A 12257-nucleotide genomic window follows, 5' to 3' on the forward strand; every position below is an offset into this window, starting at 1 on the left:
GTGCCATCACCGGCCGTGCCAGCGCAAAGAGTGTCGCCGCACAGCGGTAGGTTTGAGGACAATATGTCGATCGTCACCGAAACAGAGCAGTACCAGGACCTGCTGGACGGGCTGAACCCGCAACAACGCCAGGCGGTGCTGCACCAGGGCGCCCCGCTGCTGATCGTGGCCGGCGCCGGCTCCGGTAAGACGGCAGTGCTGACCCGGCGCATCGCCTACCTGCTTGCCGCCCGCGAAATTGGACCTGGGCAGATTCTCGCTATCACGTTCACCAACAAGGCCGCCGCGGAGATGCGTGAGCGGGTGGTGGAACTGGTGGGTCCGCGGGCCCGGAACATGTGGATTTCCACCTTCCATTCATCATGTGTGCGGATCCTGCGCAACCAGGCATCGCTGATCGCCGGGCTGAACTCGAACTTCTCCATCTACGACGCCGACGATTCGCGACGGCTGCTGCTGATGATCGGCAAGGACATGGGGCTGGACACCAAGCGCCATTCCCCGCGGCTGCTCGCCAATGGCATCTCCAACCTGAAGAACGAGCTGATCGGCCCCGAGCAGGCCATGGCGGAGGCATCCGAGGCTGCCGATGACCTGGCCCGCATCATCGCCGAGGTGTACGGCGAGTACCAGCGCAGGCTGCGGGCGGCCAACGCGCTGGACTTCGACGACCTGATCGGCGAGACGGTGGCCGTGCTGCAGGCGTTCCCGCAGATCGCCCAGTACTACCGGCGCCGGTTCCGGCACATCCTGGTCGACGAGTACCAGGACACCAACCACGCCCAGTACGTGCTCGTGCGCGAACTGGTAGGGCATGGAGCTGTGGGGCCGGATGAGGTGCCGCCCGCCGAATTGTGCGTGGTCGGCGACGCCGACCAGTCGATCTACGCCTTCCGCGGTGCGACGATCCGCAACATCGAGGACTTCGAACGCGATTTCCCGGACGCCACAACCATTCTGCTCGAGCAGAACTACCGCTCGACGCAGACGATCCTCAACGCCGCGAACTCGGTGATCGCGCGCAACGCGGGCCGCCGGGAGAAGCGGCTGTGGACCGACGCCGGCGATGGTGAGCTGATCGTCGGCTACGTCGCCGACAACGAGCACGACGAGGCGCGCTTCGTCGCTCAGGAGATCGACGCGCTCGCCGACTACGCCGATTCGGGTGGCACGTTCTCCTACAACGACGTCGCGGTGTTCTACCGCACCAACAACTCCTCGCGCGCGCTCGAAGAGGTCTTCATCCGTGCCGGCATCCCGTACAAAGTCGTTGGGGGAGTGCGCTTCTACGAACGCCGGGAGATCCGCGACATCGTCGCCTACCTGCGGGTGCTGGACAACCCCGGCGACTCGGTGAGCATGCGGCGCATCCTCAACACGCCGCGGCGCGGCATCGGGGACCGTGCGGAGGCGTGCGTGGCGGTCTACGCCGAGAACACGGGCATGAACTTCAACGACGCCCTGGTGGCGGCCGCCGAGGGCAGGGTGCCGATGCTGAACACCCGCTCGGAGAAGGCCATTGCCGGGTTCGTCGCACTGCTCGACGACCTGCGGGGCAAGCTCGACGGCGAACTCGGCGAGCTGGTCGATGCGGTGCTGGACCGGACCGGATACCGCGCCGAGCTGGAGTCCTCCAGCGATCCGCAGGACCTCGCGCGGCTCGACAACCTCAACGAACTGGTCAGCGTCGCACACGAATTCAGCATCGATCTGGCCAACGCCAAGGCATTGGCCGGTGAGGACGGGGCCGAGCCCGTCGATGAAGACATCCCCGACACCGGGGTGCTGGCGGCCTTCCTGGAGCGCGTCTCCCTGGTCGCCGACGCCGACGACATCCCCGAACACGGCTCCGGCGTGGTCACGATGATGACGCTGCACACCGCCAAGGGCCTGGAGTTCCCGATCGTGTTCGTCACCGGGTGGGAGGACGGCATGTTCCCGCACATGCGGGCGCTCGGGGACCCGGTCGAGTTGTCCGAGGAACGCCGGCTCGCCTATGTGGGCATCACCCGCGCCCGGCAGCGGCTCTATCTGAGCCGCGCCAAGGTGCGGTCGTCGTGGGGTCAGCCGATGCTCAACCCGGAGTCGCGGTTCCTCCGGGAGATCCCACAGGAGCTGATCGATTGGCGGCGCACCGAGCAGCCGTCGTCGGGGTTCTCCGCGCCGGTGAGCGGCGCGGGAAGGTTCGGTACGCCCCGGCCCGCGCCCTCGCGCCCCACGGCGGGCAAGCGCCCGCTGCTGGTCCTGGAACCCGGGGACCGCGTCACGCACGACAGGTACGGGCTCGGGCGGGTCGAGGAGGTCTCCGGGATGGGGGAGTCGGCGATGTCGCTGATCGACTTCGGCAGCGCCGGCCGGGTCAAGCTGATGCACAACCATGCACCGGTGACCAAGCTGTAAGTCAGCCGGACCGGCTCCAGCGCGCGGTGCCGGGCAGCATGGCCGCCGCGATCGACGCCACCGGCAGCGCCGGCAGCGCGTACACCAGCACCGGCAGTGCCGCGCCCGCGACGAACAGACTCAGGAAGATCAACAGCGCGATCACCGAACCCACGACGATCAGCAGGCGGGCCGGCCTGCGGCGCAGCAGCAGGGCGATCAACCCGCTGATGAGCGCCCCCGCGGTGATCGCGGCGAGGAAGCCGATCGCCACACAGAACAGCGGGTCGGTCGCCCACCAGCTCGCGATCAGGTTGGTGGCGATCACCGCGCTCGCCCAGCCGGACAGGATGCTCATCACCGCGGTGAGAACCGCGGGGCGGGCATCGGCGGCGGCGGTGCGGGCCGGGCCGATCGCGACGGGCTTCGCGCGGGGGGTTTGCGAGGTCGGCGGCTCGCCGGTCGGATGTCGCCGCAGGATCGCGGTGGGCGGGTCGGACGCGGGCGCGCTCAGTGGGTCCGGTCGTGCGTCCGCACTGCGTGGGTCCGGTCCTGCGTCGGCGCTGCGTGGGTCCGGTCCTGCGTCGGCGCTGCGGGGGTCAGTTCCTGCGTCGGCGCTGCGTGGGTCCGGTCCTGCGTCGGCGCTGCGTGGGTCCGGTCGTGCGTCGGCGCTCTGTGGGGCACGGCGCAGGATGCGGGTCTCGGGCTCAGCGGTGTCGCCCGCTTCGGCGGGATCGCCGGGGTCGTCGGGATTGTTGTCGTCGCCCGTCACTCAGCCAACGTAGCTGCCGGGGGTGAGCCCCCGCTTGGCCAGCCAGCCGACCGGGTCGACTCGGTCGGTGCCGTTGAGCAGCACCTCGAAGTGCAGGTGCGGGCCGGTCGAGTTGCCGCGGTTGCCGATGGTGGCGATCTGATCGCCGGCCATGACGCGCTCGCCGACGCTGACCAGCCAGGTGTTGACGTGGCCGTAGAGCGTCACGGTGCCGTCGGAATGCTTGATCTTGACGTAAGCCCCGTAACCGGCGGTCGGGCCGGCCTCGATGACCACGCCGTCGGCGGCGGCAACGATCGGGGTGCCGATCGAGTTGGCGATGTCGATACCGCCGTGCAGGACGCCCCAGCGATAGCCGAAACCCGACGTCCACACGCCGTGTGTCGGCATGGCGAACTGCGGGCGGGCCAGCCGGGCCTCGCGCTCGGCGCGCTCCTGCGCGAACGCCGCGGCCTTGACGATCTCCTCGGCGTGCACCGACGAGTTGACCGCCGGGGCGACGCTGACCACCTGCATACCGTCCACCGAGCCGGTGATCACGGACGGGCCGCCGGCGGTTTCCTCGGCCGCGAGCACGCTCTGTTCGGGAGCCTTCTGCGAGCCGTTGACCATCGTGTAGGCACCCGCGGCGGTCGCGCCGACGGCCATCGCGGCCACCATCAGCCGGCCCTTGACCGGGACCTCGGCCTTGCGGTGCTGCGGTCTGCGGCCCCGCATGTCGATCACGTCGGTCGGCGCGTTGCCGTCGCTCAGGTCGGTGTGGCTGTCGCGGTAGGCGTGCGCGGACGGCTGCCGTCCGTCGCGAGGGGCCGCCCGGAATCGCTCGGGCACCGCGAGGCGCAGCGGAACCAGGTCGTCGGTGTGATGCAGATCGTCGAGCTCGGGGGCGTGGATGACCTGCGACTCCCGGTCGAAAGCCGCGTGCGGCAGGAAGTCCAACTCGGCCAGATCGCCGAATTCATTGAACGGAATGATATCGGTGACCTCGGTCGGATCAGGTGCCGCGACGGTGTTCGGAGACCGAGGCGAACGATGCTGAGGCAACCTTAGAAGTCCTATCGTTGTGATCAGACCGTTATCTAGACCAGTGGACGTTAACCAAATTCCAATCAATGTGCCAACCCCAGCGGCGGCTCCGCACCCGAATGTGACTTGAATCACCAGACCGCCCGCGGTGAGATCGACCACATGAGTAGTGGGCGGTGGCGATCGCCTGCGGTCGTGTGGATAAAGTTCCCCCGAGCCCGTCGGGCGCAAAATATCTAGCCGCAGACAGACAGGGATGTCTCGAGTCCATGGACCTCTTCGAGTACCAGGCGAAAGAACTGTTCGCCAAGCACAACGTTCCAACCACTCCCGGCCGGGTGACCGACACCGCCGAGGACGCGAAGGCCATCGCCGAGGAGATCGGCAAGCCCGTCATGGTGAAGGCCCAGGTCAAGGTCGGCGGGCGTGGCAAGGCCGGCGGTGTGAAGTTCGCCGCCACCCCCGACGATGCGTTCACCCACGCGTCCAACATCCTCGGCCTGGACATCAAGGGCCACGTCGTGAAGAAGTTGCTGGTCGCCGAGGCCAGCGACATCGCCGAGGAGTACTACATCTCCTTCCTCCTCGACCGCGCCAACCGCACGTACCTGGCCATGTGCTCCGTCGAGGGCGGCATGGAGATCGAAGAGGTCGCGGCCACCAAGCCGGACCGGCTGGCCAAGGTGCCGGTGAACGCCGTCAAGGGCGTGGATCTGGCGTTCGCCCGGGAGATCGCCGAGAAGGGCCATCTGCCCGCGGAGGTGCTCGACGCCGCCGCCGTGACGATCCAGAAGCTGTGGGAGGTGTTCGTCGGCGAGGACGCCACCCTGGTGGAGGTCAACCCGCTGGTGCGTACGCCCTCCCGCGGTGAAGGCGACCCAGGCCAGATCCTTGCGCTGGACGGCAAGGTCACCCTGGATGCCAACGCCGACTTCCGGCAGCCCGGCCACGCCGAGTTCGAGGACCGGGACGCCACCGATCCGCTCGAGCTCAAAGCCAAGGAGAACGACCTCAACTACGTCAAGCTCGACGGTGAGGTCGGCATCATCGGCAACGGCGCCGGCCTGGTGATGTCCACGCTCGACGTGGTCGCCTACGCCGGTGAAAAGCACGACGGTGTGAAGCCGGCCAACTTCCTCGACATCGGTGGTGGCGCCTCGGCCGAGGTGATGGCTGCCGGGTTGGACGTGATCCTGAACGACAGCCAGGTCAAGAGCGTGTTCGTCAACGTCTTCGGCGGCATCACCGCGTGCGACGCGGTGGCCAACGGCATCGTCAAGGCGCTGGAGATCCTCGGCGACGATGCGAACAAGCCGCTGGTGGTGCGCCTCGACGGCAACAACGTCGACGAGGGCCGCCGCATCCTGTCCGAGGCCAACCATCCGCTGGTCATCCAGGCCGACACCATGGACTCCGGCGCCGACAAGGCCGCCGAGCTGGCGAACAAGTAAGGGACACGAACCCATGTCTATCTTTCTGAACAAGGACTCCAAGGTCATCGTCCAAGGCATCACCGGCGGCGAGGGCACCAAGCACACCAAGCTGATGCTCAAGGCCGGGACCCAAATCGTCGGCGGCGTCAACGCCCGCAAGGCGGGTACCACCGTCACCCATGAGGACAAAGAGGGCAAAGACGTCACCCTGCCGGTGTTCGGCAGCGTCGCCGAGGCGATGAAGGAGACCGGCGCCGACGTGTCGATCGCGTTCGTGCCGCCGGCCTTCTCGAAGGACGCCATCATCGAGGCCATCGACGCCGAGATCCCGCTGTTGGTGGTCATCACCGAGGGAATCCCGGTGCAGGACACCGCCTATGCGTGGGCCTACAACCTGGACAAGGGCGCCAACACCCGGATCATCGGCCCGAACTGCCCCGGCATCATCACCCCGGGCGAGTCGCTGGTCGGCATCACCCCGAACAACATCACCGGCAAGGGCCCGATCGGCCTGGTGTCGAAGTCCGGGACGCTGACCTATCAGATGATGTACGAGCTGCGCGATCTGGGCTTCTCGACGGCGATCGGGATCGGCGGCGACCCGGTCATCGGCACCACCCACATCGACGCGATCGAGGCGTTCGAGAAGGACCCGGAGACCAAGATCATCGTGATGATCGGCGAGATCGGCGGCGACGCCGAGGAGCGGGCGGCCGACTACATCAAGGCCAATGTCTCCAAGCCGGTCGTCGGTTACGTCGCCGGGTTCACCGCGCCCGAGGGCAAGACGATGGGCCACGCGGGCGCCATCGTGTCGGGTTCGTCGGGCACCGCCGCGGCCAAGAAGGAGGCCCTCGAGGCGGCCGGCGTCAAGGTCGGCAAGACCCCGTCGGAGACCGCCAGGCTGGCCCGGGAACTGCTCCAGAGCCTGTAAGCCTCTTTTCTTCACCGCGAGCGCGCGCGTCTGTGCGGCGACACACCGTCGCAGCCGTACAAATGCGCGCGCTCGCGGCGCGTCACGGGCCCCTTGGTTGGCACAGTGATACGGCGTTCTATTAGCCTCTCAAAGCAATCGAGAGGATGTGAGCATGGCAGTTGATCCGCGGACGCCGGTCGTGGTCGGCGTAGGGCAGTTCACCGAACGGATCGACGAACCCGGGTACCGCGGCATGTCGGCGGTCGCCCTGGCCACCGAGGCCGCCGGGGCGGCACTGACCGACACCGGAGCCGACGTGGCTTCGGTGGCCGATGCGATCGACGTCGTCGTCGGGCTGCGCCAGTTCGAGATCTCGGGCCCGATGCCTGCGCCGCTCGGAAAATCCACCAACTACCCCCGCTCGGTGATGCGCCGTCTCGGCGCGGACCCGGCGCGGGTGATCCTCGAGCCCGTCGGTGGTCAGGGTCCCCAGAAGGTCGTCACCGAGTTCGCCGCCGCCATCGCTGCGGGCGAGATCGACGCGGTCATGGTCATCGGTTCCGAAGCCGGCTCCACTGCCAAGTCCTTCGCCGGCCGCGACGACAAGCCCGATTTCACCGAGCGGGCAGACGGCCAGCTCGAGGACCGCGGCCACCAGATCTTCTCCTTCATCGACGAGTACACCGTGACGCACGGGCTGACCGGAGCACCGGTGCAGTACGGCCTGCTCGACAACGCACGGCGCGCGCGCCTCGGGCTCGGGGTCGGCGAGTACCGCCACGCGATGGCCGAGCTGTTCGCGCCGATGTCGAAAGTCGCTGCCAAGAACCCATTCTCGTCTTCACCGGTGGAGCGCTCGGTGCAGGAGATCGAGACGGTCACCGACGAGAACCGGATGATCTGCGATCCCTATCCGCGCCTGCTCGTCGCACGCGACACGGTCAATCAGGGTGCGGCCACCGTGCTGATGTCCGTCGAGGCTGCACGCAAACTCGTTATCCCCGAAGAGAAGTGGGTCTACCTGCACGGGCACTCCGACCTCGTCGAGCAGGCTCTGCTGGATCGCGCCGACCTCGGCGCCGCCCCGGCATCGGTACTGGCCGCGCAGGAGGCGCTCCGGGTGGCCGGGATCGGCGTCGACGACATCGCCACCTTCGACCTCTACAGTTGCTTCCCGTTCCCGGTGTTCGTGATCTGCGAGGCTCTCGGTCTGGCACCCGACGACCCGCGCGGGCTCACCCTCACCGGCGGGCTGCCCTACTTCGGAGGCCCCGGTAACAGCTACTCGCTGCACGGGATCGCCGAGACGGTCGGCCGGATGCGGGAGAACCCGGGCCGATTCGGGTTCGTCGGGGCCAATGGCGGCATCGCCAGCAAGTACTCGGTCGGCATCTATTCGACCGAACCGGCCGAATGGCGCCGGTCGCGCAGCGCGGACTTGAGCGCGCGGGTTGCCGACCTGCCGAAGGTGCCGGTCACCAAGATCGTCGACGGCACCGGCACGATCGAGACCTACTCGGTGCGCTACGACTGGCCGGCGCGCACCGGCATCATCGTCGGTCGCCTCGACGCCGACGGCTCCCGATTCATGGCCACCACCGAGGATCCCGCGTTGGTGTCGCTGATGAGCGATGCCGACCCGCTGGGCGCGGCGATCACCGTGCGCTCGACCGAGAGCGGCAACCGGGCGGTGCTGAGCTGATCAGAACCACGCTGATCAGAACCACGCTGATCAGAACCACGCTGATCAGAACAACTCGGTCGACGACGGGCTGATCACGAAGCCGTGGTCACCGAGGCGGCATGCGGTCGAGTGCTCGTCGTCGACGGCGCAGAGGGCGTCACCCTTGCTCGCCGTCACCTTGTGCAGCGGCGGCAGAACCGCGGGCGGGTCGGCGCTGTCCGCTGCGTAGCCGGGATCGCCGTCGATCGACTCGACCGTCGCCGGCTGCCCGCGATGCACGGTGACCTCCCAGACGCCGGGCCCCTGCGCGGGCATCGGTCCCCGACAGCTGACGTACTCGAACTGCGGCTCGGGGTAGGCATTGCTGCCGCAGAGCAGGCCGTCCGGCGTGGAGAAGTAGAAGCCTTGAACCCTCGGGACATTGGTCTGGTCGTAGCGCTCCCCGGCCTCGGTGAAACCGGTCAGGTCGGGGAAGTCGACATCGGGCGGGGGTTGGGTGCTCGTCGTCTCGGTGGTCGGCGGCGGTAGCGGGGACGGGTCCGGGTTGGGGATCTCGAACCGGGAACACCCGGCGACGGCGATACAACCGAACACCCCGGCGAGGACGAGGGTTCTGGTGATCGGGCGGTGGCCGGCCGGCATCAGAACAGCTCCGTCGAGGTAGGGGTCAGCACGAAGCCGTGCTCGCCGATCCGGCATGCCGTCATACCCCGGTCGTCGGCCGCGCACTCTATTCCCGCGTAGACGATCTTGTGCAGCGCGGGCAGCGTTCGCGGCGCGGTCGCGGGATCGGTCGGAATCGCCGGGTCCAGCGGCGGATAGGACGGTTCGGCGACGGCCGCTTCATCGGTGGCGACCAGGACCTGCCAGGTGCCGGGGCCCCGGTCCGGGCGCGGACCCTCGCACGACAGCGTCGAGCGGGACGGATCGTCGCGCGAGTTCAATTCGTTGTGCGCGCAGCGCAGACCGTCCGGGGTCTCGAAGGCGAAACCGGAGAAGTACGGGTAGCTCTGCAGGTAGTCGACGGCATCGACGGCCGGGTATGCGGACAGGTCGGGAAAGCCCGGGTCGGCGGCCGCGACGCCCGGTGCCGCTGCGATGGCGAGAACCCCGAGCAGCGGTGCCGCTGCGACGGCGAGAACCCCGAGCCGCGGTATCGCGGCGGCGGCCCGTTCACCCGGGTGGGGGGGCTTCATACCAGCGCACCGAGCTTGTCGGCGAGTCGTTCGACGTAGGCGGTGACGTCGTCGGGGCTGCAATCGGGCAGCCCGAAGAGGACTTCGGTGACGCCGAGGTCACGCCAGCGGGCGAGTTTGTCCGGGTCGGGTTTGAAGTCCAGCGCCACGATCTGCGGTGCTCCGTCGCGGCCGGCGCCGGCCCAGGTGTCCTGCAGGAGTTTGACGGGTTCGTCGATGTTCACGTCACGGGGGGTGGTGATCCAGCCGTCGGCTGAGCGGGCGATCCACTTGAAGTTCTTCTCGGTGCCCGCGGCGCCGACCAGCACGGGGATGTGCGCCTGAACCGGTTTCGGCCAGGCCCAGGACGGGCCGAATGTGACGAATTCCCCGTCATATTCGGCCTCTTCCCGGGTCCACAGGGCACGCATCGCCTCGAGGTATTCGCGCAGCATGGTGCGGCGCCGGCCGGGGGGCACGTTGTGGTCGGCCAGTTCGTCGGTGTTCCAGCCGAAGCCGACGCCCAGGGACACCCGTCCGCCGGACAGGTGGTCGAGGGTGGCGATGGACTTGGCCAGGGTGATCGGATCGTGTTCGACGGGTAGGGCCACCGCGGTGGACAGCCGCACCCGGGTGGTGACCGCGGCGGCGGTGCCGAGGGAGACCCAGGGGTCCAGGGTGCGCATGTAGCGGTCGTCGGGCAGGGTTTCGTCGCCGGTGGTGGGGTGGGCGGCGGCCCGCTTGATCGGGATGTGGGTGTGTTCGGGCACGTAGAACGTGGTGAATCCGTGTTCGTCGGCCAGTTTCGCCGCGGCCGCCGGGGTGATACCGCGATCCGACGTGAACAGCACCAAACCGAAATCCATACCTGAATTAGAACGTGTTCCAATACGCGTCCGCAAGGTGCGGACTGCGTAGTCCTTCGCGGCCGCCGCCCGGGAATTCGGGTATCGCGCTACTCGCGACGGCGAACCGCCGCTTCGGAACAGTTCTGGACATGGGCGACAAGGCGGCGAGACGGCAGAAGATCGGGGAGTGGCTGCGCCGGTACCTGCCGTGTGAGATCGCCGGGACGGTTGGTGAGCTCGGCGGCGCGGCGCTGGCGTACGCGATCACGGGGTCGCTGGCCGCGGCCGCCGTCGCGGCCACCATCGGGGCCTCCGGCGGGTACTACGCGGCCGCCTATCTCAACGCCGTGCGGTGGAGTCACCGCGCTCTGGCGCACCGGCCGCCGCTGGCGCGGCTGGTGCTGGCCAATCTGCTCGCGCTGCGCAGCGTGGCGGTCGAGTTCGGGCCCGCTGAGCTGATCGACAGCGTCATCGTGCGGCCGATCGCCTTCTACGCCGGCCCGCTGTTGTTCGGCAACGTCGCCGCCGGCTGGATCTTCGCGAAGCTGGTGTCCGACGTCGGCTTCTATGCGTGCGCGATCGTCAGCTACGAGCGATTCGCGGGCCTGCTCGTACAGCGCCGTCCTCGACCCGCGAACCAGGAGGGGGAATCCGATGAACCGACAACGACGGTCCCAGCTGTGTGAGGAACTGCGCGACCGCGCCCAGCGCTGGTCGCGCCTCGCCGATACCCACGGCACCCCGCTGCTCGTCCTGGAGCCCCACCGGGTGGCCCGCCGATTCCGCCGGCTCGAGCAGGCGCTGCCCGGCTTCGGTCTGCACTACGCGGTCAAGGCGTTGCCGCACCCGATCGTCTTGACCACCATCGCGATCTGCGGCGGCGGGTTCGACGTGGCGACGCGCGCCGAGGTCGATCTGATCGCAGCGCTCGGGCTGCCGATGCACAGGTGCATCTTCACCCATCCGATCAAGAAGCCGGCCGACATCGATCACGCCTACGCCGCGGGGGTGCGCACCTTCGTCGTCGAGAACCTCGCCGAGGCCCAGAAGTTCTGTGGTCGTTCACCCGACATCGAGATCCTGGTGCGGCTGGCCTTCCGCAACCCGGGCGCGAAATCTGATCTGTCGACGAAATTCGGGATCGAGTCGGCCGAGGCCGAGCTGCTGGTCAAGCAGGTGATCGCGACCGGCGTGCGGTTCGCCGGCTTCAGCTTCCACGTGGGCAGCCAGACCTGCTCGCCGGGCCCCTATCGGGATGCGCTGCTTCGCACGCTCGAACTGGTCGGGCGCCTGCGCGACACGTTCGGCGTGCCGACCCGGGTCATCGACATCGGCGGCGGATTTCCGGTCGGCTACCGCGAGCGCGAACCGTCCATCGACCTGGTCGCCGCCGCGGTCGACGAGGCGCTGGGCGGGATGCGCGGAGAGTTCACCCTGCTCGCCGAGCCGGGACGGTTCCTCGCGGCCGACTGCATGACGCTGCTGACCAGCGTCGTCGGCACCGCGGTCCGCGCGGGCCGGGTGTGGCATTACCTCGATGACGGCGTGTACGGAAGCTACTCCAACGTGACGACCGAGGACGTCCATCCACCCATCCTCGGGCTGAAGGAGCTCACCGGACAGCATGGCTGCCTGGAACCGGTGACGCTGGCGGGCCCGACCTGCGACAGCGCCGACGTGGTCGCCCACGACTACCCGATGCCCGCGCTGAACGTCGGCGACGTGCTGGTCAGCCCGATGATGGGCGCCTACACGAGCGTCACCTCATCGCGGTTCAACGGACTTCCCGCCACTCCGATCGTGATGGGCTGACCTGCCGGAGACGTCCGAAATCCTGTCGGAGACGTCCGAAATCGTTGCCGCGTAACGCCGCTCGCAATCACTCCCGCAGGTCAGCGCCGTAGCCGAGATGTGAATGCGCTGAGAGCCGCCATGGCCCTCAGGCGAGGCGTGCGGGCTGTCTGCGGGGGTGCGCTAGCGTGGGGTTCTAATCGCTCACGCGGTCTGTCGCCGATGCCGTCGAC

The 12257-nt window shown here is 68.3% G+C and carries 11 protein-coding genes; 6 read left to right on the forward strand and 5 right to left on the reverse strand.

Going from position 1 to position 12257, the window contains the following annotated elements; genetic code table 11:
• The first annotated feature begins 63 nt into the window (after positions 1 to 63).
• Positions 64 to 2400, forward strand: a complete 2337-nt coding sequence (gene pcrA / locus JDV09_RS18650) for a DNA helicase PcrA (RefSeq protein ID WP_221370640.1) — start codon at positions 64 to 66, stop codon at positions 2398 to 2400.
• 1 nt (position 2401) lies between these two features.
• Here pcrA and JDV09_RS26920 read toward each other — a convergent pair whose 3' ends face one another.
• Together JDV09_RS26920 and JDV09_RS18660 are read right to left on the reverse strand one after the other, a co-directional pair.
• Positions 2402 to 2893 (reverse strand): hypothetical protein, encoded by a 492-nt coding sequence (locus JDV09_RS26920; protein ID WP_372452969.1) that lies wholly within the window; start codon positions 2891 to 2893, stop codon positions 2402 to 2404.
• A gap of 258 nt (positions 2894 to 3151) precedes the next feature.
• Positions 3152 to 4195: a M23 family metallopeptidase gene (locus tag JDV09_RS18660; RefSeq protein WP_221370642.1), complete on the reverse strand. Its 1044-nt coding sequence runs from the start codon at positions 4193 to 4195 to the stop codon at positions 3152 to 3154.
• A gap of 251 nt (positions 4196 to 4446) precedes the next feature.
• On the opposite strand from JDV09_RS18660, the gene sucC reads away from it, so the two are divergent.
• From sucC to JDV09_RS18675, 3 genes are all read left to right on the forward strand, one after another.
• The gene (gene sucC, locus JDV09_RS18665; protein ID WP_221370643.1) at positions 4447 to 5628 is read left to right on the forward strand and encodes an ADP-forming succinate--CoA ligase subunit beta; all 1182 of its coding nucleotides are present in this window, start codon (positions 4447 to 4449) and stop codon (positions 5626 to 5628) included.
• A 13-nt stretch (positions 5629 to 5641) separates the two neighbouring features.
• The gene (gene sucD, locus JDV09_RS18670) at positions 5642 to 6544 is read left to right on the forward strand and encodes a succinate--CoA ligase subunit alpha (protein WP_221370644.1); all 903 of its coding nucleotides are present in this window, start codon (positions 5642 to 5644) and stop codon (positions 6542 to 6544) included.
• Between the two features lie 154 nt (positions 6545 to 6698).
• Complete coding sequence (locus JDV09_RS18675; protein ID WP_221370645.1) at positions 6699 to 8228, forward strand: acetyl-CoA acetyltransferase; 1530 nt, start codon at positions 6699 to 6701, stop codon at positions 8226 to 8228.
• Between the two features lie 45 nt (positions 8229 to 8273).
• On the opposite strand, the gene JDV09_RS18680 is transcribed toward JDV09_RS18675, so the two are convergent.
• The 3 genes from JDV09_RS18680 to JDV09_RS18690 are packed head-to-tail and all read right to left on the reverse strand — an operon-like array spanning position 8274 to position 10251.
• Positions 8274 to 8852, reverse strand: a complete 579-nt coding sequence (locus tag JDV09_RS18680) for a hypothetical protein (protein ID WP_221370646.1) — start codon at positions 8850 to 8852, stop codon at positions 8274 to 8276.
• The gene (locus tag JDV09_RS18685) at positions 8852 to 9406 is read right to left on the reverse strand and encodes a hypothetical protein (protein WP_221370647.1); all 555 of its coding nucleotides are present in this window, start codon (positions 9404 to 9406) and stop codon (positions 8852 to 8854) included. Before JDV09_RS18685 ends, JDV09_RS18680 begins: the two co-directional genes overlap by 1 nt.
• Complete coding sequence (locus JDV09_RS18690) at positions 9403 to 10251, reverse strand: LLM class F420-dependent oxidoreductase (protein ID WP_221370648.1); 849 nt, start codon at positions 10249 to 10251, stop codon at positions 9403 to 9405. Before JDV09_RS18690 ends, JDV09_RS18685 begins: the two co-directional genes overlap by 4 nt.
• 131 nt (positions 10252 to 10382) lie before the next feature.
• On the opposite strand from JDV09_RS18690, the gene JDV09_RS18695 reads away from it, so the two are divergent.
• Together JDV09_RS18695 and JDV09_RS18700 are read left to right on the forward strand one after the other, a co-directional pair.
• Complete coding sequence (locus JDV09_RS18695; RefSeq protein ID WP_221370649.1) at positions 10383 to 10919, forward strand: hypothetical protein; 537 nt, start codon at positions 10383 to 10385, stop codon at positions 10917 to 10919.
• Positions 10888 to 12045, forward strand: a complete 1158-nt coding sequence (locus JDV09_RS18700; RefSeq protein WP_221370650.1) for a type III PLP-dependent enzyme — start codon at positions 10888 to 10890, stop codon at positions 12043 to 12045. Before JDV09_RS18695 ends, JDV09_RS18700 begins: the two co-directional genes overlap by 32 nt.
• Positions 12046 to 12257: the final 212 nt, after the last annotated feature.

The organism is Mycolicibacterium xanthum (genome assembly GCF_019710635.1).
Lineage (GTDB): Bacteria > Actinomycetota > Actinomycetes > Mycobacteriales > Mycobacteriaceae > Mycobacterium > Mycobacterium xanthum.